The following is a 22,296-nucleotide window of genomic DNA, read 5'->3' as shown; positions in this document are numbered from 1 at the left end:
GATATTTCACGAAACCTCTTTAAATATCGCGTTTTTTCGAGATCCCCAACTTTTTCATCTTAGAGCGCAGTGTACTTTCATTTAATCCAAGCTTTTCAGCGGCACCTTGCGCACCTGAAATTTTCCAACCACTCATCTCTAACACTTTAATAATATGTCGTTTTTGAACCTCATCCAAACGAACTGCAGCTTCACCTCTAATGGCAACATTCTCATCTATGTGTAAAGGCTGTGACAAATGCAATGTGTAACCGCTCGCTAAAATGGCTTCACGCTCCAAAATATTCTGAAGTTCTCTGATATTTCCAGGCCAATCATAGGATTCTAGTTTGATTAAAGATGATTTTGCTATCCCTTTGATTTGCTTACCCAATCTAACATTAAGCTTACTAATCATGTTGGCACACAGCATAGGTAAATCCTCTTTTCTTTCACGAAGCGGAGGCACTTTAATAGGGAATACATTTAATCGATAATATAAGTCCATCCTAAACGCGCCCTCTTCCACCATTTGCCACAGATCTCTGTTTGTCGCTGCAATTACTCGTATATTAACGGATATGGTTTTTGTGCCGCCAACACGCTCAAACTCTTGCTCCTGCAACACACGTAGTAGCTTGCTTTGTGCCTCTTGAGGAAGCTCACCAATTTCATCTAAAAACAAGGTACCATTGTGTGCAAGCTCAAAACGGCCTTTTCTCTTATCATGCGCGCCTGTAAACGCACCTTTTTCATGACCAAATAATTCTGACTCTAACAAACTTGGCGAAAATGCAGCACAATTCACACGCACAAAAGGCATTTTTGATCGACCACTTAAAGCGTGTAGGTTTCGTGCAACTAGCTCTTTACCTGTGCCATTTTCACCTAAAACAAGCACTGTACTATCAGTTGTACTGACTAACTTGATTTGCTCAAGCATACGGTTGAAAACATGGCTTTGGCCCACCAAACCAGAACCTTGCCAATTTTGATTAATTTCAGACAACAGATAGCTATTTTCGTCTTTTAATTGCTCTGATAAAGACTGCACTTGTTTGAGCGCATCACGAAGTGCTTGCTCTGTTTCCTCCTGTTGTGAAATATCGCGAAATATCGCCACAGCCCCTATCACTTGACCATCTCGATACACAGGTGTTGATGTGTATTCAACCGGAAAGCAACTCCCATCTTTACGCCAAAAAACCTCTCCTTTAACATAACGCGTTTCACCATCAAACATGGTTTTATAAATTTGACACTCATCGGCGGGATATTCGCTACCATCTGGGTGGCTATGATGGTGATACTGATGAATTTTCTTACCGAGTAACTCATCAGCTCCCCACCCTGTCATTTTTTCTGCTGCAGGGTTGATAAAAACGGCATTACCAGATAAGTCAAAGCCATAGATACCTTCGCCGACGGCATTGAGTAAGAGTTTTGGGTCATTTAAGAAGTGCTTAATAACAGATGACATTATCATTCCTCGTGATATTTCACGATTGATAGTACGTCAATCAGCTTTATCTAGCGAGAAGTGTTCATAGAAAGGATGATCTTGGTCAAAAACGGGATTTATTCGCGTAAGAAATAAAAAAGCCCAGTTACAATGAACTGGGCTTTTGATCTTTAGGTTAGACTAATTAGACGTATTCAACTTCGATGATTTCGTATTCAACAGTACCGTTTGGAGTTTGAATATTAACTGAATCATCTAGCTCTTTGCCGACTAAGCCACGAGCAATTGGTGAATTTACAGAAATTAAATTGTTTTTAATGTCTGCTTCGTCGTCGCCAACAATTTTATAAGTTACTTCTTCATCAGTATCTACATTAACAATCGTTACTGTGCTACCAAAAATAACCTTGCCATTATTAGCCATCTTTGTGACGTCAATTACTTGAGAAGTCGATAATTTAGCTTCGATTTCTTGAATTCGCCCTTCACAAAAACCCTGCTGTTCACGCGCAGCATGATACTCAGCGTTTTCTTTTAAGTCACCGTGTTCACGCGCTTCGGCAATATCGGCAACAATTTGGGGGCGAACCACTTTTTTCAGATGGTTCAGTTCTTCACGAAGCAACTCTTCGCCTCGTACAGTCATCGGAATTGATTGCATAAGTCTCTCACTTACCACCAAGGCCAAAGGCCTTGGCTTATATCCATTAGTTCAATCGCTGGTGTAATTCTTGTACAGAGTTTACAGAGCTTCTGTCATCTGCGGCATGCGCAGTACAGTTTGCAAACGCTGCATTTAGCGTGGTGGTGTAGTTAGTCTTATGCTGAAGTGCACCACGACGTAACACCTTCGAATCTTCAATCGCTTGGCGACCTTCAGTGGTATTTACGATGTAGCTGTACTCACCATTCTTGATACGGTCAAGAATATGAGGACGACCTTCAAATACCTTGTTCACACGGCGAACTTCAATACCAGCTTCTTCTAATGCTTTAGCTGTACCGTTCGTTGCGTCAAGCTCAAAACCGATAGCTTTCATCGTTTTAGCAAGCTCGACAACGCGTGACTTGTCGCTGTTACGGACAGATAGTAACGCGCGACCGCCACGTGGTAAAGCGTTTGATGCACCTAATTGAGCTTTTGCGAATGCTTCGGCGAAGTTTTCACCAACACCCATGACTTCACCCGTTGAACGCATCTCTGGACCACGGATTGGGTCAACACCTAAGAACTTAGCAAAAGGAAGTACAACTTCTTTCACGCTGTAATAAGGAGGAATTACTTCTTTTGCTACGCCTTGGCTTTCTAAAGATTGGCCAACCATACAACGTGCAGCTACTTTCGCAAGTGCAACACCTGTTGCTTTAGAAACAAATGGTACTGTACGCGCTGCACGAGGGTTAACCTCGATTAGGTATACTTTGCCATCTTTCACAGCAAACTGAGTGTTCATTAGACCCACAACACCAAGCTCTAGCGCCATGTCACGTACTTGCTTACGCATAACGTCTTGAATATCTTGCGATAGAGAGTGTGCTGGTAATGAACATGCTGAGTCACCTGAGTGAACACCCGCCTGCTCGATGTGCTCCATGATACCGCCAATGATCACGTTTTCACCATCACAGATAGCATCAACGTCAACTTCGATTGCATCATCTAGGAAGCGGTCAAGAAGAACTGGTGCTTCGTTAGATACAGATACCGCTTCAGTCATGTAACGACGTAAGTCATCTTCGTCATATACGATTTCCATCGCACGACCACCTAGTACGTATGATGGACGAACAACTAATGGGAAACCGATTTCTTGAGACTTAGCAACCGCTTCTTCTAATGAAGTAACTGTCGCGTTCTCAGGCTGAAGAAGGTCAAGACGTTCAACAAGTTGCTGGAAACGCTCACGGTCTTCTGCACGGTCGATTGCGTCAGGAGAAGTACCAATTACCGGCACACCATTCGCTTCAAGGTCACGCGCTAGCTTAAGTGGTGTTTGACCACCATACTGAACGATAACGCCTTTTGGCTTCTCAACACGTACGATTTCTAGCACATCTTCCAGAGTAATTGGCTCGAAGAATAGACGATCAGACGTATCATAATCTGTAGAAACTGTCTCAGGGTTACAGTTAACCATGATAGTTTCATAGCCATCTTCACGCATTGCAAGCGCCGCATGAACACAACAGTAATCGAATTCGATACCTTGACCGATACGGTTAGGGCCACCGCCGATAACCATGATCTTGTCTTTGTCAGACGGTGCTGCTTCACACTCTTCGTCATATGTAGAGTACATGTAAGCTGTGTCTGAGCTGAACTCTGCAGCACATGTATCAACACGCTTGTAAACAGGTAGGATTTCTAACTGATGACGCTTCTTACGGATTTCTTTTTCAGACACACCTGCAATTTCAGCAATGCGTGCATCAGCAAAGCCCTTACGCTTAAGGCGACGAAGGAAATCTTTGTTAAGACCGGCAAGACCTGCTTCTGCAATTTTAGCTTCATCTTTGATGATGTCTTCAATCTGAACTAAGTACCAACGGTCAATCTTAGTTAGCTCAAATACATCGTCAACACTCATACCGTGACGCATTGCATCTGCAATGTACCAAATACGCTCTGCACCTGGCTCACGTAGTTCACGGATGATGGTCTCTTTTGCTTTAGGGTCATCAAGTGCAACGATTGGGTTGAAACCCGTCGCGCCCACTTCTAGACCACGAAGTGCTTTGTGAAGAGACTCTTGCTGGTTACGTCCAATCGCCATAACCTCACCAACAGACTTCATCTGAGTCGTTAGACGGTCATTTGCACCAGCGAACTTTTCAAAGTTAAAACGAGGGATCTTAGTCACAACGTAATCAATTGATGGCTCAAATGATGCTGGTGTTGCGCCACCAGTGATGTCATTTTGAAGCTCATCAAGCGTGTAGCCTACAGCCAGTTTTGCTGCGATTTTCGCGATTGGGAAACCCGTCGCTTTCGATGCAAGTGCAGATGAACGAGATACACGTGGATTCATCTCAATGATAACCATACGGCCATCTTTTGGATTTACACCAAACTGAACGTTTGAACCACCTGTTTCAACACCAATCTCACGCAATACCGCCATCGAAGCATTACGCATTAGCTGATATTCTTTATCAGTCAGAGTTTGTGCCGGTGCAACCGTGATTGAGTCACCTGTATGTACACCCATTGGATCAAAGTTTTCAATAGAACATACGATGATACAGTTGTCGTTTTTGTCACGAACAACTTCCATCTCATACTCTTTCCAGCCAAGTAAGCTCTCATCAATTAGAAGCTCATTGGTCGGTGAAAGGTCTAAACCACGAGTACAGATTTCTTCGAACTCTTCCATGTTGTAAGCAACACCACCACCGGTGCCACCCATTGTGAAAGAAGGACGGATGATACATGGGAAGCCAATACGCGTTAATACGTCTTTTGCTTCGTCCATTGAGTGTGCGATCTCTGCTCGAGGACACTCAAGACCAATGTTTTTCATCGCGATGTCGAAACGCTCACGGTTTTCTGCTTTGTCGATTGCATCCGCAGTTGCACCAATCAGCTCAACATCGTACTTAGCAAGCACGCCGTGCTTGTCTAAATCAAGCGCACAGTTCAGTGCAGTCTGGCCACCCATGGTAGGAAGAACCGCATCTGGCTTTTCTTTTTCGATGATTTTTTCAACAACTTCCCAGTGAATTGGCTCGATGTACGTTGCATCAGCCATTTCTGGGTCAGTCATAATCGTTGCAGGGTTCGAGTTTACAAGAATGACTCGATAACCTTCTTCTCTAAGCGCTTTACAGGCCTGAGCACCAGAGTAGTCAAATTCACATGCTTGGCCGATAACAATTGGGCCTGCGCCCAAGATTAGAATGCTTTTTATGTCGGTACGTTTTGGCATTGTTACTCCAGTAATAAATTAGGCTTTGCGTGCTTGCATTAATTCAATGAAGTGGTCAAACAACGGCGCTGCGTCGTGTGGACCTGGGCTTGCTTCAGGGTGACCTTGGAAACTGAAAGCTGGCTTATCAGTTCGGTGAATACCCTGTAACGTACCGTCGAATAATGACTTGTGCGTTGCACGAAGATTGTCAGGTAAGCTCTGCTCATCAGCAGCGAAACCATGGTTTTGCGCTGTGATCATCACTACGTCACGGTCTAAATCTTTAACCGGGTGGTTACCACCGTGGTGACCAAACTTCATTTTTACTGTTTTTGCACCAGATGCTAATGCCAGTAATTGGTGACCAAGACAAATACCAAAAATTGGAGTGTCTGTTTCAAGGAAAGACTTGATAGCATCGATTGCATAAGTACATGGCTCTGGATCACCAGGTCCATTTGAAAGGAAGATGCCGTCTGGGTTTAATGCCAGTACTTCTGCAGCGGAGGTTTCTGCAGGAACAACCGTTAGCTTACAGCCACGGTCAACTAGCATACGTAAGATATTTTTCTTTACACCAAAATCGTATGCAACAACATGGAACTGCTCTTCACCTTGCTCAAGCGTTTTAAAGCCTTCGCCCAGTGTCCAGCTGCCTTCATTCCAAGGGAAAGAAGATTCTGTTGTTACAACTTTTGCTAAATCCATTCCTTTTAGGCCAGGGAATGCCTTAGCCGCTTCAAGCGCCTTTTGCTCGTCAACGTCATCACCAGCGATGATACAGCCGTTTTGAGCTCCCTTATCACGTAGGATACGCGTCAGCTTACGCGTATCGATATCCGCTATCCCTAGAATATTACGTTCTTTCAAATAATCACTTAACGATTGTTCGTTACGGAAATTACTTGCTAGTAATGGTAAGTCACGAATCACAAGGCCTTTAGCCCAGATTTTGTCCGCTTCTTCGTCTTCACTGTTTGTACCAGTGTTTCCGATGTGCGGGTAAGTTAAGGTGACAATTTGTTCCGCGTAAGACGGATCGGTCAAGATTTCTTGATATCCTGTCATAGACGTATTGAATACTACCTCACCAACAGAAATACCGTCGGCGCCGATGGCAGTACCGCGAAACACCGTACCGTCTTCAAGGACTAACAGAGCGGATTTAGTCAAGTTAACCTCCATAGATATAAAAAAACGGGATAAGCAAACACGCTTTTTTCCCGTCTACAAAGCGCTTGGTAACACGCAGTAATTAAATTTTGGCAAATTCGTTATAGTCTACAGCACTTTCTGAGATTCGTCTAATGATTAGAGTAAAAAACTTGAAAATAAGCACTTAAAAGTCATTTTCAAGTGAAACCGCCAAAAAAATAAACAAACTACTTCAAACCTAGGACATCTTGCATGTCATAAAGTCCTGCTGGTTTGTTTTTCAACCACTGTGCAGCCCTTACTGCACCTGATGCAAACGTTAACCTTGATGCAGCTTTGTGGGTTAATTCAAGCCTTTCACCCATGGTTGCAAAGTAAGCTGTATGTTCACCAACTATGTCACCTGCTCGGAGGACTGAATAGCCAATTTCGTCTTGACTTTTCGCTTCATGGACATTACTACGGTCATACCTTGCAACAGTGTCATGATCCCACCCTTTCGCCTCTGCAATGGCTTCACCAATTGCTAATGCCGTACCTGACGGCGCATCAATCTTATTTCTGTGGTGGGCTTCAAATATTTCAATGTCCATTTCATCAGCAAGCTTAGTCGCTGCCGTTTGCACCAAGTTTAATAACAGGTTTACGCCGACACTAAAGTTGCGCGCAAATACAATGGGGATGTGCTTGCTGGCTTCTTGTAACTGTGCCATTTCTGGATCAGATAGACCGGTTGTACCAATCACCATGGGGATTTGTTTGCTTACTGCCTTATTTAAATGAGACAACATGCCTTCAGGCAACGTAAAGTCGATGAGTACATCAGCTTGCAGGTCTTCACTGTTTTCAGCGCTAAATTTAAGCTTTGATGTGTGAACAGGTTGTAGTGCCTTAACTTCCGTATTTAAATATTGCGAGCTTTCTCTTACAAATGCGCCTGCTAGTTCAACCTCTTTTTCAATTTCTACCGCTTCAATCAGTGCCTGTCCCATTCTGCCGTTTGCACCAAATACACCTATTTTTGTCATTACTTTCTCATTCCTAATTTTTATCAACGCTTCAGATGGGGAGACGATAATCAATTCACCCTCTTCATTCTATATGCGCATTTTCTTCTAGCACTTAATCGAGTAAACAACTAATTATCACATGCTTGTACCGGCCTAGAGTTTAGCGTATCTCTATGCCATAGTCAGTTATTCAATAATTATAATAAAGACCATAGACTTTAGACGTCTAAACATTTAAACTTCCACCTTCGCCGATTTAATTATTGCGGGCGTAGAAGTTTAAATACAGCTAATAATAGCCCTGTTGGCTGTGGTTATGTCTACTTACACTGCAACTTAAGTAGATACTGTTTTTTGGGGAGTGCTATGCAGCCATCTTTTGACAACACACGTGCAAAGTTATCTTTGTTACCTTTACTTACCTTTGTTGCCCTATTTCTAGGCGCAGGTTTATACCTACAATCACAAGGCGTTGACTATGCCTTTTACCAATTACCTGCACCGGTAGCTATTTTACCAGCGATTGTGCTTGCTTTTTGGTTAAACAAAACGTCAATCAATCAAAGCGTTGAAACTTTTATTAAAGGCGCTGGACACAGTAATATCATCACCATGTGCCTTATCTACTTGCTTGCTGGTTCTTTCTCGGCAGTCGCTGGAGCCACAGGTGGTGTTGATGCGGTTGTAAACGCGGGTCTATCACTAATTCCACCAGCATTTTTGTTACCTGGCTTATTTTTGATTGCTGCAGTTGTATCAACTGCCATGGGTACATCTATGGGTACTATTGGTGCCATAGGCCCGATTGCGTACGCGGTATCCATAAAAACAGGCATTGACCCTGCCCTAATGGCCGGCACAATCGTCTCTGGTGCAATGTTTGGTGACAACTTGTCTATTATTTCTGATACCACAATCGCAGCGACACGTACGCAAGGCTGTGAAATGAAAGACAAGTTTAAAGAGAATTTAAAAATTGCTTTACCTGCAGCCTTCTTCACTGTGCTGCTATTGGTATTCTTGACCCCTGAGCCTCAAGCTGTTGAAACTAAAGATTTCGATTGGTTATTGGTACTGCCTTATGCATTTATTCTTATTCTTGCCGTGATGGGCTTGAATGTATTCGCAGTGCTCTTCAGTGGTATTATTTTTGCGGCAGCGGTCGGCTTTGCCGGTGATTATGAAGGCGGCGCATTCGTTAAAGACGTATATAAAGGCTTCACTGACATGCAGGAAATCTTTTTACTGTCGATGTTTATTGGTGGCCTATCTGAGTTTATCCGTATTAATGGGGGCTTAGAGTATATCGCAACTAAAATTCATAAAATCATATCTAAGCTAAGCAAATTGAACAGTAAAGTAGCAGATCAACTTGGTATTGCTGCCTTGGTTATGACCAGTAATATGTGTATTGCAAACAACACGGTAAGTATTATCGTTGCAGGGCCTGTCGCTAAAAAGTTAGCAGACGATAGCGATATATCACCAAAGCGTTCAGCAAGTTTATTAGATATCTTCGCATGTGTAATGCAAGGTTCATTACCATATGGCGCACAAGCGTTATTGCTAGGCGCGACTTTCAGCATTAGCCCTTGGGATGTATCTACATCTTCATTCTATTGCTTTATTTTGGCTTTCACTGCAGTTGCTGTGATTATTTTACGTCGTAATAAAGCCTAACTTGATCTGTGCACCTGTTTTTCGGGTGCACATAACCCCCTGAATTAATATATAATTACAAAGTTCCTCAACTTTGAAGATATATTAATGAACAATAAACTCTCTCTGGCACTGTCCACTGCCCTCACTTGTATCACATCTTCAGCATATGCTGCAGATTGGAGCAATACTCAGCTTCATATTAATCACGGAGATTTCAAAAACCCTTTCTCACAAAATGAGGCCAATACCACGGTTTATTCATTGCAGCACAGCTCTGGTTATCAATACGGGGATAATTTTTTCTTCATTGACTACCTCGTCGATGACTTAGACGATGACTATCAAGATAGAGATTTTTATGGAGAATGGTACTCAACATTCAGCCTATCAAAAACTGCTGGGCTTGAGTTTCAAAATGGGGCGATAAAACACATTGGATTAGTTGCAGGCTTTAATATGGCCGGTGACTCAAAAGTAATGAAATACTTACCCGGCGTAAAAGTCTCTTGGAATGCCGAAGGCTTTAGTTTCTTATCTACCTTATTCACAGCGTACATTGATGACAACGAAGGGGTTGCTAGAAACGGCGCACCAGCAGAATCAAACAGCTGGATGATAGATATCGCGTGGGGTTACCCTTTTAATATCGGCAACCAGAAGTTTGAAGTTACGGGGCATGTTGAATACATTGCTCAAAGAGAAAATGAATTAGGCTTTGATGTGAAAGGCTGGCTACTTGCACAACCTATTATTCGCTGGGATCTTGGTCACGCGCTTGAAATGTCTGAAGGTCAACTTTATTTAGGCTTCGAGTGGCAGTATTGGCGCAACAAATTAGGCACTGACACCAATGAATCAGTGCCTCAGATGCACATTGCTTGGACATTCTAACCGCTTAACTTACATAAAGGCGCAAATAAGCGCCTTTAAAAACCCTTACATTAACTCATATCAGTAGTTATGCTTCTCGTCTCAAATAATTATATTAAATAAGAAAAATGTATTAATGTTTATAATGTACATGCCGATAAATGCTTGTACTTCTGGTTCAAATTGTTTTTTAGGTAATGTAATACCAAGGATTTTATGATGATTGTTATACATGAGGCCAATTCTGCGTCTGGTTATCAGGCTATAAAAGAAATGAATGAGAAAGCTAGATACATAGAGCAAAAAACCCAAGAAGGGAATAAACAGACCTCTGAAGTAAACAAAAATGATGGCAACACTGCCGAAAAAACTGACGATACCTCTGAGCTAGAAGGCACTCATAAACTCTCAGATAAAGAGAAAGAAAAGCTATCTGGTCGAGAAGCCAGAGAAAAAGCAGAAGACAAGTATGGCGATATTCCAGACCATATTCGAAGAATGCTAGAGCGATTAGAGGAAATGAAAGAAGAACTAGATCTGGTCAAGCAAGAAGTCGCTGAACTTAACGCAACAACAGATCATGATGACGAAGCGCAAAAAGCCTATTATGACTCAAGAAATCAATATTTCATGCAATTGCAATTGCAATATTTTGAAACAATAGAAAATGTAAAAGATGCAATGAAAGAGGCTGGTATTACTGACATGAGTATCTTGATAAAGGCCATTGCTTAACTAATTCAGCTATAAACCGCCTTTACTTATTCAATTTTTTTCAACGGAAAGCTACATATTTAATGTATCAATGTAAAACCAATCCTTTTTCATTAATGCCGATTATATAAATAATCACTTAGATAACTCTGCTGACAATAGCACAACCTCAAAAAGCATTCACAATACCTCAAGAGCATGCACTTTAGGTCCCTACAATGCAATAAAGCCCAAATTAATGGGCTTTTCAGAGCCTAAAATGATTATACGCTAACCTTACAGATTCATTTTCAATCAAATATTACACTCTATTACACTTCTATTTACTCTCTTGAATCTAAGTACTATTATCTCAGGCTATATCCATGACAATAAATTGCAAAAATCAGGATAGTGAGTTTTTCACACATTTATTTTCCCGCATTTCAAAACCAAAAAATTAACACAAAAAACCAGATTATACCGATTATCGAATAATTCTGGTTTTAGTGTTAACAATAGTTATAATGTGGATGCCAGGTTTATAAGTTAGCTATTAATCCATTGCTAATGTATAAATTAGTAACATATATATGCCATAAACGGATATTAATTTAGAGAAGCTCATTACTATTATGTCATTAACGCAATTTTCTGATTCATACATACTCGACAGCTTTGAGTCCTCATATTACGAGTTACTCGAAAAAATTGGTGAAGGCGGCTTCGGTAAAGTATTTAAAGCTAAGCAAAAAAGTACCGGTCAAATGGTCGCTATCAAATTCCTTGCCATTGAACCGCACTGTGAAGAACAAAAAAAACAACGCTACATTGAGCGATTCAAGCGAGAAACATCATTAAGCAGCCAATTACAGCACCCCAATATCGTCAGGTTACTCGACCAAGGTCAAGTTAATGACGACTTACTTTTCGGGGTTTTTGAGTATGTCGAAGGGCGTTCGCTACGTGAGCACCTATTATTAGAAGGGCCATTTAGTGCGCCGGAGGCAACTGACATTATGTCTCAGGTGCTAGATGCGCTTATTCACGCACACAGTAAAGGTATTGTGCATAGGGATATAAAACCGGCCAACATCATGCTAAGCAAAACAGGAGCTAAGCTACATGCAAAAATCCTTGATTTTGGTATTGGCACGCTCACTCATGATAGCCGCCAAGCCGATTTTCGTACATTAACGCTCACGCAAGAAACACTGGGGACTCCCTCATATAGCGCGCCAGAGCAGTTGAGAGGCGAACCAGCTACAACCAAAACCGATTTATACGTTTGGGGCCTCGTCTATTTAGAATGCCTGACTGGCTCTCCAGCGATGAATGGTACTAGCGTCGCTTCTATCTATCACAAACAATTGAGTGACGCCCATATTCCAATGCCTAGCGCATTGCTCGGCCACCCTTTATCTGGGCTCTTACGCCGAGTGTTAAATAAAAATGCCATTGAGCGTGTGATCACGGGAGAGGAAGCGTTTAATGAACTTAAAGCGATAAATGTTTCAAACTTAGTCGGTATACTTGTAGATAATTCTCAAGTATTGGCAGATGATGAAACTTTAATAATGCGTGCTGATGGTGACAACCAACAATCTCATGCATTTAGCTATACATCTCTTACCGAACGTAAACAAATAACTGTTTTGGCATTGCGCTTTAGCACAACGTTTACTGATCAGCGTGAACATGACTTAGATGTCATAGATACACTTTTTAAATCACAACGTAACCATTGTATTGATGTTGCAGTAAGATTTGGCGCATTTCATGTTGGAAGCGTTGCGGATACTTCTTTGTTTTATTTTGGTCACCCCACTGCAAGCGAAAATGACACCCGTTTAAGTGCACGTAGTGCTTTAGAAATCATTAGTGAAATTAGCAAGCGTAATGCGCTTATGCAAGATGCACATGGCGCAATATTAAATGTACATTTAGGCATTCATACTGGTGTTTTTGTTACCTATTCAAATTCAACCCCTGAAGGGCATGTTGCTAATGTCGCAATGGCACTAGCCCGTACAGCAAAAGAAAAACAAATTTTATGTAGTTTAAACGCACGTTCAATTCTCGATCCCTATAGTGAATTTGAAAATTTTGTGGAACTAAAGCTAGGACAGTCAATAAAGCCTGAGCCAGTTTTTGAGCTCAAAGGTGAACGTCGAGTTGAAGCATTCGGGTTTATGCGAGGTACTCGAAATAACTATGAGCTAATTGGAAGACGTAAAGAGCTAAATAAGCTCATGACATTCATAACTAACCCAGCTTCAAAAATAAAAGTCGCCCATATCTTCGGCGAAGCGGGCATTGGTAAATCACGCTTAATACAAGAGGTCAGGGCAAATTCGACAAAACATCAACAATTAGTTGCCCAATGTTTGCCTGAACATCAGAACAGTGCACTGTACCCTGTTCTAAACTTAGTTCGACACTTATTTAACATCGATAGCCTTAATACAAGAAAAATAGTTGACTTATTCACAAGTATACTTAAACCTCAAATGAGGCCGGAAAGTTCAGAGTTTGAAAATACCCTATCCATATTAATGGTTTGGCTAAACGTTGAGCTGAACAACGAGCAGAAGCCCTCAACACTATCACCAGAGTTGCAAAAAAAGCTCCTTTTTAATGGTTTATCAAGCCTCCTTTTGTTTAATGAGTATAGTTTAAATGAGTTTAAGCTATTTATTTTTGAAGATATTCATTGGGCTGACACAACATCTATCGAATTTTTAGCTTATTTTGGAAGTAGTTTAAATAATGGTCAAGTACTATTGAGTACTTCTCGAACTCCTGCGCCTTCAAAATTTGCACAAAACATTTTAGAGCCAATACATGTTCACAAACTAACAGAGCAAGACACCGAAAGCTTTATTATTAAGCTGTTTAATAATCAACTGGTTTCTAAACAAGTAATAGAGACATTAATTACTCGTACCGATGGCATTCCTCTTTTTATTGAAGAGCTCGCGACAATGCTTGAGCAAAAGTCATTAGTCAAAATAATTAATGGACAAATTGAATTTATATCACCTGATAAACTAGCTCAAGTGCCTCTAAGTTTGAGAGAGTCATTACAGCAAAAACTCAGCAATTTAAATCATGCTAAAGAAACCGCACAATTAGCAGCAACCATTGGACGTGAATTCGACTATGAACTACTTGTTTTGTCAAGTAACTTAAGCGAAAACCAAATACAAAATGATTTGCAAGAATTAATTGACAACGACGTGATTGTTATACAGAGGCGCTCATCAGCTAATAGTTATATTTTTAAACACGCACTGGTTCGTGATGCTGCGTACGAAAGTATGCAAATTGAAACGTTACTGCGCAGTCATAAGGTGCTGGCACAAGCCTTAGAATTAATGACAACTACGTGCTCAAACAACAACTATTTAACTATATTTAAAGCCTATCAACACTATAAATCAGCACATTTATGGCTTAAAGCAGTCGAACAAAGCCGCAAACTAATTGAAATAAAAGTTTCAATGTCCTCAAGCTTTGAGGCTATTAGTATTTTTAACTCGACTATTGAGTTATTCGAAAAGCATTCTTCTAGTGAGATGGCTCTCTTAGAGTCTCAATTGTACCAAGAAATATACCCTGCATTTTTTAGTTATTATGGGCTAGGTAGCCAAGAATTAATTGAGCTATCTGATAGAGCTCAACTACTAAAAAAAGACTCTTTTATAACCGATTGGGGTAAGTTTCAAGAGCTTCATGTAAAAGGCAAATGTTTAGAAGCAGAAAAACTGGGTAATAACATGCTTGAGGCAGACTACGGATTAACTGATCAGTCGATACCCAAGATACTTGTGCTACCATTATTGGCACAGAACAGCCATTGGCAAGGCAAATTATATCAAGCAGTTAACCTTTGTGAACAAGCACTTGCTCTTTACAAACCTGAGCATTTAAATCTTTGGAAAGAATATGGATTCGAGTCTAAAAGTAGCACATTATGGGTCCTCTCTCACATATATACATATATGGGTGAAGTACAAAAAGCAAAAGAGCTTGTAAAAGAGTCAAGAGTATGGGCTAAAAAATCTGGTTGCGAGCTCTCTATCAATGGCTCTATTTTACATGAAGCTGTAATTCATTTTCACGACGGAGATAAAAAGGAAGCTAAAAGCGCGCTTGATCAACATGTAAAAACCCTGTCTCCTGAAGCCGAATTACAATGGATGGATAAATTTATTATTGCTGTATATGAGTGGTCTACATCACATTCAGAATACACAAAAAGATACATTAATGAACTAATTGACACGGATATCAATGGGTTTATTTGGGTTCACTTTCTCACTTCTATACTGACTAAGGAAAATGCAGCGACCTCCGTCAAAGCATGTAAATACTGGGTTGAACGTAATAGAGCCACGCATAATTTATCTACATTGCCATTTTCGATTTTTGAATTGGCCAAAGCACAATCTGCAATGAACAATGGCCTAACTAATAAAGATAGAGAAGATATTCTGGATGCAATCTCTTTAAGTGAGAGTCAAGGCGCTTATTTAGTAGCTTTAGGGTTATGTAACGAATGGGAAAGTATAGAAAGTACACCTGAGGGGAAAAGTTACGCAATCAATCGACTGCAAGATCTTATGTACAATATTCCCAAACTTGAGGGGTCAAGCCTTTATAACTACGCCAAGTCGAAGGTATGCTGAAAGATGAATAATTATTTAGAACAATATAAATCAGATGGATTTGTAATAATTAATGAAGGTGTAATTGAATCTCAAACCCTTGACTCTTGTATGAATCAAATACCTCTATTGATGAATAACATATACGAAACCGGCATTCCGCCTCGCAAAGTTCATAACTTAGGGCAACCAGATAAAGTTATAAAATACGACCAGGTGCACCGTAGCAGCATTCCTTTTTATGAATTAATAAAATGTAAGAATCTAAAAATACGTTTGCAAGCCCTCGTAGGTTCGAACTCGCTAAAAGTTCTAGCCACTCAGCTTATTATAAAGCCCCCTTCAAATTCAGAGGGGGCTAATATTGGGTGGCATACTGATGACAGTGTATGGAACTACCTTCAAGGTGAGGTGTTTACCATTTGGGTTCCATTGACTAATGTAAATGAAAAAACAGGGACGCTAGAATACGTTCAAAAGTCTCATAAAGATACGCACAGTTTCTCAAAAGATGATGTCCACCTTACAAATATGCAGACTAGAGAGAACTGCTACAGTATAAACCAAAGTAAAATAGTTAAGTGTAATATCTTAAAAGGTGGATTTTCCATTCATCATAGAAATTCCGTACATGGTAGTAGAAATAATACTACAGACTCTCCCAGAGTCGCTTTTGCAATCCACGTTATGACAGAAAACGTCAAAATAGTACCTGGTCTGGATGATTTCGGGCTAGCACAAAATATTAATAGTGAAATTCACCACCCAACAATATATTAAACTTTAAGGAAACAAAAATGCCAGAAAACATGATTTTAGACAACGCCGCAGGGGATGAAAACTACCTTGAGGGCTTAAATGGTGATCAAGCTTGGAAACTGGCTTGGAGCAGGCTCGTTTCATATTTATGGGAGAACCCTGAGCAAATCGATTCAATTGTTAAAGATCCTGCTAAATACTTGATCGCTATCTCTGATTATGTACCGCCTTTTGGCCTTTGCTTATCAGTACGATACCTGTGCAATACGAATGGAATGATCAGTACTCCTAACTTTCCTAAAAAATTCTACTTAGTCGAAGGTAGTGATGACTACATAGAGTTAACACGTCATGAAAAAGAGATCCCTGATTTTGATTTATTAGTTAAAAACAGGACAACTATCACTTTAGGTTCAGCCAATTCAAAGAAGGAAATCATTGAAATTTCTTTAGATGAATATGAACATAAAAAAGTCTTTGAAATTTGTAACTTTAAAGAGCCTGCGCCTTTAGATGTGAATAAGAACAGCTTCCCAGTACCGGTAAATGGTTGGATGCTATCTAAAATAGGGATGCCAACTGAGATTGTAATGACCATCCCTAAGTGTCCTGAATCACAAAAAGCGTTTGCACTGGCAGACTACAATGCTCTGGGCAAAGACTATCCATTTACTACCTGTTAAAGTTAAAAGGCAAGAAGGTATGAACTTCACACCTTCTTGAAAACTCTATGTTCAAAATAATTGATTGTGATAGGCACGTAATTGAGCCGCAGCACTTGTGGGACGTATATTCTGACAATGTGCATAGTAATGGTGTAACTTTGGATTTTGATAATGAAGAAAAGCGTACGCAAAGAATAAAGGCGGGCTACCCAGACTTGGCTCTCCCTCCAGTGTATAAAGTCCAAGGATATCCGATCTTAAGTAATTGGGATTTGGAACAACAGATTGCATCAGCGATTGTCAACTCTCAGAGTTTAAAAGAACGTAAATCAGCAACAAACCCAATGGATCAAGTGGAGTCAATGCAAGAAACAAATATTTCTAAAGCATTGCTATTTCCGACTTTTGCTAATTACGTCGTCAACCATGAGAAAATAGATGCAACTTATTCTCTCGCATGTGCAAAAAATTATAATGCTTGGCTGAAAGATTATTGTTCTGAGTACCCTGAAAAGTTATACCCAGTGGGTCTTTTAAGTCGACATGATACAAACACCCTTGTTGAGCAAGTAAATGAAATTGTCAGATTCGGGTGGAAAGCAGTTGTCCTCAGACCGGAACCTATTCTTGGCAAAAACTTAGGCCATCCGGATTATGAGGCATTCTGGGATGCGTGTGAATCAAATGATCTCACTGTTTGCTTTCATGGAGGCACGCACTTACAGGGCCAAACTGTTGGCATGGATAGGTTTACATCAAGATTTTCACTTCATGCTTGCTCACATCCTATGGAAGCACAAATGGCCTTCATTACATTATTAGAAAGTGGTGTTTTGGAACGATATCCCCGTCTGAAAATTGCCTTTTTAGAAGCTGGGTGCTCGTGGGTTGCTCATTGGTTATGGAGACTTGATAACATTTGCTATGAGGAATTTCCTAGCCTGACAGATAAAAATATCAAGATGAAACCTTCTGAATACTTCGTAAGAAATTGTTGGGTAGGAATAGAAATTGGTGAACCGTTGAGTGATGTTCTTTCCTTTATTGGGCATGAAAAACTGATCTTTGGTAGTGACTACCCTCACCCAGACCATTTACATTTCGATTTAACAAAAATTTCAGAAAAATTACCCGATCTGAGCGAATCACAGCTTAGAGATGTTCTTGAAAATAATCCTAAAAAGCTATTTGGTTTCTGATAATGATTAATGAAATTGTATCTTGGAAACCATCTTACGATGTTCGACTGCTTAAAAATGGTGATTTGCTTCTGATAGATGAAGCCGAGGAGCTCTTTCTGTCTGCTAACGATTTTCCGTTATTTAATAAAATAGATGGAAAAAAGACTTTAGCTGATATTTGTAAATTTAGTGATAGCATTGAAAAAAACAGCTTATTTTTATATTTAGTAAAGCATTTTTTAAATTCGGGAAAGTTTTTAGCACTAGGCCAATCTAGCGAAATTGAATATAACATTTTTGATTTCAATGAAGTTGGAAATGTCACAATAATTTATTCCCAGAAGATGAATGTTGCTGGATTTACTAACCTTCTTGAAAATATTTTTGAAAATGAGAAGATAATTGTTTGTTATGACTTTTTTGCCTCTAAATTACGAGACATTACAGTTCAAAAATTAATTAATCATGAATCTTGTAGAATAGTCATTTTAAAAAATCAGCATATGTGGTGTACATCAAGAATCTTTTCAATTAATGATTTTGATTTACTTATAACAAGGCTTAAGGCAAATAAACCTGTTTTACAGGCTGTCGAGATGATTCAGTTATCCACTTACTATCGCAGCCCTACGCACTTTTTGGGCTACGAAAAATACCTTGAAAAATTAGCGCTTCACTATCATAAATTAAAGTCAATAGCGTTAAACTGTCGACATACTTTAACAGAGATTTCTTTAAACACAGGAAAAATTCAAAAGCACGACTTCGCAGACTTAGAACACATAGAAGCTTTATCTGCTGCCAGTAATGAAATAATTCTTACAGAGCAAAAAGCTTATTACTCTAATGATGGAGGCTCAAGAACAGCACCTGTAAACGAGACACTTGATAAAATAAAACCATTTATTAGTCCCATAACCGGAGTGATCACGCACTGCGAACCGGTAGAAGAAACTCTCAATCAACCTATTAAAATTTTCAGAACAGCCTTCTATAAAACCCCTCAACCAAACGCTCTTGATAAAGTCAGTGAAAATAGCTTTGTTCAAGTATGCCTCGGTAAAGGGGTATCACCAGAGCAGTCTCGTGCAAGTGCATTATGTGAAGCCATAGAAAGAAGAAATGCGCAGTATACAGGGAAAGAGCACAGCATTTATGCTAAGCAGGATCAATTATCAGCTCCCAGCTACACTTTTCAATCACTCTGTGCATATAGTACTAGCCAATACGAATCATTTTCTGATCCCCATAGTCCAGAGGCACAACGTAAACAAGCTGTTGAACGGTACTCAGGTGAGGCAATACATTGGCAAGCTGTTTGGTCGTTATCATGCCAAAAGACCATGTATGTACCTACTGTTAATTGCTTCGCAAACACTCCTTTTGAAGACGAAAAATTCGGCAAATGGAATTCAAATGGATGTGCTGCTGGTAACAACCTGGAAGAAGCTATTTTACAGGCCTTGTTTGAACTTATTGAGCGAGATGCAACCGCCATATGGTGGTATAATAAATTAATTTGTCCAGTATTTGAATTATCAAACATAGACCCTGTTTATCTAACTAAGTTGAACGATAGTCTATCTAGAACACACGATTATTGGGTATTAAACATCACGTCTGATATCGGTATACCAGTTATGGCTGCTATCGGTAAGCACAAGGATAATGATGGATACATTTTTGGGTTTGGATGTCATTTAAATCCAATAATGGCAGCCCAACGAGCACTTACCGAGTTATGTCAATTAATCCCAATTCGTGATCAAAATGCAGCTCCATTTGACTTTGATGCTGTTCAAAAAGGGAATTATCTTTACCCTCACATTGATGTAAAAAACAGACCTGTAAAATTGAAAGACACCGGCGATTTAAAACAAGACATCGAGTCGATTGTTGGACATTTAAAATCTTTGGGCTTTGACACTTTAGTATTAAACTATTCAAGGGAAGGGCTCCCAATCAAAACAGCGAAAGTGTTTGTACCTGGTCTTTGCCATATATGGCCTCAGCTAGGTAATCAAAGGCTGTATAGTACGCCGGTTAAACTTGGCTTGCGAGACGAGCAATTAAATGAAAATACAATTAACCAACAAGGCCTCTACATTTAAACGCTAGAAGGCACTCGCTGGTGCAAGTGCCTTCTATTCAATTCTAATTAATAGACACACAGTCTTAGCAGTTAAATCTCACTCAAACCACTCAGCGGTGTTACAACTTAAACCGCGCCACCAGCTGAGCTAAAAACCGCGCTAAATTCGTTAAAGACTCAGCGTCTTTTGCCAACGCTTTTGTCGATGACACATTGCAGCTTGCCACTTCTTTAGCTTCCAACATCACTGTTTCGATACGCTGGCAATCTTCTTCTTGCAAGTGCGCATATTCAGCCACTTGCTTACTCAAGCCATTAACTTCTACCAACGAATTACTTATCTGATCAATATCCATTGCTAGCACTTTTATTTGCGCTACACACTCCGATACATCTGCCTGCCCGCTATTAATGATCTCGGCTGCGCGTTTTGTATCATGTTGTAAAGATGAAATCATCTTATTGATCTCTTCCGTTGAATCCTGCGTCCTTGAAGCCAAAGTGCGAACTTCGTCTGCAACCACTGCAAACCCCCTTCCCTGTTCACCAGCTCTTGCCGCTTCTATTGCTGCATTTAAAGCTAGTAAATTAGTCTGCTCTGCAATCGAGACGATTGTATCTAAAATAGATCCTATGTTATCGCTGTGTTCACTTAAGCTAGACATGACTTCAACAGCCTGATTCATTTTATTTTCTAGCGACTGAATATGAGATTGATTGTCTACCACCACATTCGAGGCCTGTGCGCCAAACTCATTGGCCTGCATCAGACTATCCAAGCTTTGCTTCGCGCTCAGTGAAACTTGCACAGCGGATTTAGAAACCGCTTGCGCCAAATTCGTCGCATCGTCCATGCGAGCCATTTGGGATGAAGAGCGCCCTGCAAGGCCATTATTTTCTTGTAATGACTTCTCAGAAAATGCGTTCAACTCACTGATTTTAAGGTTGATGTCATGAAGAAGATCACTCAAACTCGTTTGTACTTTTTTGATGTTATCGACCAAGTTGCCAAATTCATCGTCACTACGTTTTTTGATATCAAGGGAAAAGTCACCAACAGCGAGGTAATTCAATACTTTATTAACTGATAACAAGGGTATCAACATTGCCCTGCTAGTCGATGTCGCAATAATAATTGCGAGCCCAACCAGAGTTAAAACCACTAAGATACTACCCGTTTTAGCATTCTTAATTAGCTCCTCAGTGGATTGCTGCGACATAGTTAAAGACAGCTTGGTTTTATCTCTCATTTTACTGAGTGAATTAAGCACGCTTTGAGAGTAACTTTCAGCCTCTCGGTACTTCACCACCACGTCTGCTTCAAGCCTCGCCCTCTCATTCAGCAAATCATAGGCTTCACCTGGGTTGATTAACAACTGATTGAGTAATTTTAACGCTGCACTAAACTCAGAAAACACCCCGCCAATATCTACCCCTTGTGATTGACGCTGCAAAAAAACGAAATTATTTTCAATGTCCTTGATGATGAAAGACACGTCGCTTATGTGCGATTCTATTTTTTCTTTTGGCAAGTTAATAATTTGCTGTATGTTATTGTCTAGGGTGAACAGTGCATCATCGATACGAAACCCCGTCCCTATCATCTCTTCTAATTGCACTTGTGGCGCATTTTCAACTAACTCAATGCTTAACATGGCGTCACTGGCTTTTTGTCTGTTGCCTATCAACTTTTGAAGCGTTAAGTCAAGGCTGTTTTGGGTTTCAATCAACGATAATTTAAGCGACAACATATCATTTACCGCTTGCTCGAGCTTAGACATATTCTTTTCAGTTTTTACGAGCAAGGCTTTTAATTCAGGTGCATGAGCTAATTTTGAGTTTAATTGATTCGTCAGTTCATGCCTTTGCACTAAAGTGGATTGAATTTGAGAAGAGGCATTGGTCACTTCATCGTGCGTTTGCATATTGAAGGTTTGAGCTACTTGCATTGCCAACCTTAATTCTTGCAACTTGAGCGCTTCCACCGCATGTTGACTGGGCAGCGTCACTTCACGCACTTGCTTGTTTGAATCGCTGATGTGAGATAGCGCAATATAAGCCAGTGTGCATGCGATGATCAATAAGCCACCAATCGCGCCAAAACCCATGATAATTTTCTGTTTAATTGATAACCGTCTAAGCATGCCAGACCCAGCCTCTACTAACACATAAAACCTACACAAGCTTTGT

The 22,296-nt window shown here is 40.2% G+C and carries 14 protein-coding genes; 8 read left to right on the top strand and 6 right to left on the bottom strand.

Going from position 1 to position 22,296, the window contains the following annotated elements; translation table 11 throughout:
• Positions 1–19: 19 nt before the first annotated feature.
• From L1077_RS08030 to dapB, 5 genes are all read right to left on the bottom strand, one after another.
• Positions 20–1,459: a sigma-54 interaction domain-containing protein gene (locus tag L1077_RS08030; RefSeq protein ID WP_237136366.1), complete on the bottom strand. Its 1,440-nt coding sequence runs from the start codon at positions 1,457–1,459 to the stop codon at positions 20–22.
• A 166-nt stretch (positions 1,460–1,625) separates the two neighbouring features.
• Positions 1,626–2,102: a transcription elongation factor GreA gene (greA, locus tag L1077_RS08025; protein ID WP_039609029.1), complete on the bottom strand. Its 477-nt coding sequence runs from the start codon at positions 2,100–2,102 to the stop codon at positions 1,626–1,628.
• A gap of 46 nt (positions 2,103–2,148) precedes the next feature.
• Positions 2,149–5,367: a carbamoyl-phosphate synthase large subunit gene (gene carB, locus L1077_RS08020; RefSeq protein WP_237136365.1), complete on the bottom strand. Its 3,219-nt coding sequence runs from the start codon at positions 5,365–5,367 to the stop codon at positions 2,149–2,151.
• Positions 5,368–5,385: 18 nt separating this feature from the next.
• Positions 5,386–6,522: a glutamine-hydrolyzing carbamoyl-phosphate synthase small subunit gene (gene carA / locus L1077_RS08015; protein WP_039609524.1), complete on the bottom strand. Its 1,137-nt coding sequence runs from the start codon at positions 6,520–6,522 to the stop codon at positions 5,386–5,388.
• Positions 6,523–6,731: 209 nt separating this feature from the next.
• A complete protein-coding gene (dapB, locus tag L1077_RS08010; RefSeq protein WP_237136364.1) occupies positions 6,732–7,532 on the bottom strand; it encodes a 4-hydroxy-tetrahydrodipicolinate reductase in 801 nt (266 codons plus the stop codon).
• A 348-nt stretch (positions 7,533–7,880) separates the two neighbouring features.
• Between dapB and L1077_RS08005 the strand changes: the two genes are divergently transcribed.
• From L1077_RS08005 to L1077_RS07970, 8 genes are all read left to right on the top strand, one after another.
• Entirely contained in the window at positions 7,881–9,194 is a 1,314-nt protein-coding gene (locus L1077_RS08005) for a Na+/H+ antiporter NhaC family protein (protein WP_237136363.1), read from the top strand.
• Between the two features lie 87 nt (positions 9,195–9,281).
• On the top strand, positions 9,282–10,067 hold the full coding sequence (locus tag L1077_RS08000; RefSeq protein ID WP_237136362.1) for a nucleoside-binding protein: 786 nt from the start codon (positions 9,282–9,284) through the stop codon (positions 10,065–10,067).
• Between the two features lie 195 nt (positions 10,068–10,262).
• Positions 10,263–10,781 (top strand): hypothetical protein, encoded by a 519-nt coding sequence (locus L1077_RS07995; RefSeq protein ID WP_237136361.1) that lies wholly within the window; start codon positions 10,263–10,265, stop codon positions 10,779–10,781.
• 593 nt (positions 10,782–11,374) lie between these two features.
• Positions 11,375–15,430: a TOMM system kinase/cyclase fusion protein gene (locus L1077_RS07990; RefSeq protein WP_237136360.1), complete on the top strand. Its 4,056-nt coding sequence runs from the start codon at positions 11,375–11,377 to the stop codon at positions 15,428–15,430.
• 3 nt (positions 15,431–15,433) lie between these two features.
• The gene (locus L1077_RS07985) at positions 15,434–16,189 is read left to right on the top strand and encodes a phytanoyl-CoA dioxygenase family protein (protein ID WP_237136359.1); all 756 of its coding nucleotides are present in this window, start codon (positions 15,434–15,436) and stop codon (positions 16,187–16,189) included.
• A 17-nt stretch (positions 16,190–16,206) separates the two neighbouring features.
• Positions 16,207–16,851, top strand: coding sequence for a hypothetical protein (locus tag L1077_RS07980; protein ID WP_237136358.1), 645 nt, complete (start codon positions 16,207–16,209; stop codon positions 16,849–16,851).
• Positions 16,852–16,898: 47 nt separating this feature from the next.
• A complete protein-coding gene (locus L1077_RS07975) occupies positions 16,899–18,032 on the top strand; it encodes an amidohydrolase family protein (protein WP_237136357.1) in 1,134 nt (377 codons plus the stop codon).
• A 2-nt stretch (positions 18,033–18,034) separates the two neighbouring features.
• Positions 18,035–20,125 carry a YcaO-like family protein gene (locus L1077_RS07970; protein WP_237136356.1) on the top strand — a complete coding sequence of 697 codons (2,091 nt, stop codon included), beginning with the start codon at positions 18,035–18,037 and terminating at the stop codon, positions 20,123–20,125.
• Positions 20,126–20,225: 100 nt separating this feature from the next.
• Here L1077_RS07970 and L1077_RS27570 read toward each other — a convergent pair whose 3' ends face one another.
• Complete coding sequence (locus tag L1077_RS27570) at positions 20,226–22,274, bottom strand: methyl-accepting chemotaxis protein (protein ID WP_237136355.1); 2,049 nt, start codon at positions 22,272–22,274, stop codon at positions 20,226–20,228.
• Positions 22,275–22,296: the final 22 nt, after the last annotated feature.

Source organism: Pseudoalteromonas luteoviolacea, from assembly GCF_021654285.1.
Classification (GTDB): domain Bacteria; phylum Pseudomonadota; class Gammaproteobacteria; order Enterobacterales; family Alteromonadaceae; genus Pseudoalteromonas; species Pseudoalteromonas luteoviolacea_J.
The sequence above is the reverse complement of the archived record's forward strand: the minus strand, read 5'-3'. Positions and strand labels throughout refer to the sequence as shown.

Coding starts and splice junctions, on each gene's coding strand:
- L1077_RS07975 (WP_237136357.1), top strand. CDS start 16,899: ATGTTCAAAATAATTGATTGTGATAGGCACGTAATTGAGCCGCAGCAC.
- L1077_RS08030 (WP_237136366.1), bottom strand. CDS start 1,459: ATGTCATCTGTTATTAAGCACTTCTTAAATGACCCAAAACTCTTACTC.
- L1077_RS07990 (WP_237136360.1), top strand. CDS start 11,375: ATGTCATTAACGCAATTTTCTGATTCATACATACTCGACAGCTTTGAG.
- dapB (WP_237136364.1), bottom strand. CDS start 7,532: ATGACAAAAATAGGTGTATTTGGTGCAAACGGCAGAATGGGACAGGCA.
- L1077_RS07970 (WP_237136356.1), top strand. CDS start 18,035: ATGATTAATGAAATTGTATCTTGGAAACCATCTTACGATGTTCGACTG.
- greA (WP_039609029.1), bottom strand. CDS start 2,102: ATGCAATCAATTCCGATGACTGTACGAGGCGAAGAGTTGCTTCGTGAA.
- L1077_RS08005 (WP_237136363.1), top strand. CDS start 7,881: ATGCAGCCATCTTTTGACAACACACGTGCAAAGTTATCTTTGTTACCT.
- L1077_RS08000 (WP_237136362.1), top strand. CDS start 9,282: ATGAACAATAAACTCTCTCTGGCACTGTCCACTGCCCTCACTTGTATC.
- L1077_RS07985 (WP_237136359.1), top strand. CDS start 15,434: ATGAATAATTATTTAGAACAATATAAATCAGATGGATTTGTAATAATT.
- L1077_RS07980 (WP_237136358.1), top strand. CDS start 16,207: ATGCCAGAAAACATGATTTTAGACAACGCCGCAGGGGATGAAAACTAC.
- L1077_RS07995 (WP_237136361.1), top strand. CDS start 10,263: ATGATGATTGTTATACATGAGGCCAATTCTGCGTCTGGTTATCAGGCT.
- carB (WP_237136365.1), bottom strand. CDS start 5,367: ATGCCAAAACGTACCGACATAAAAAGCATTCTAATCTTGGGCGCAGGC.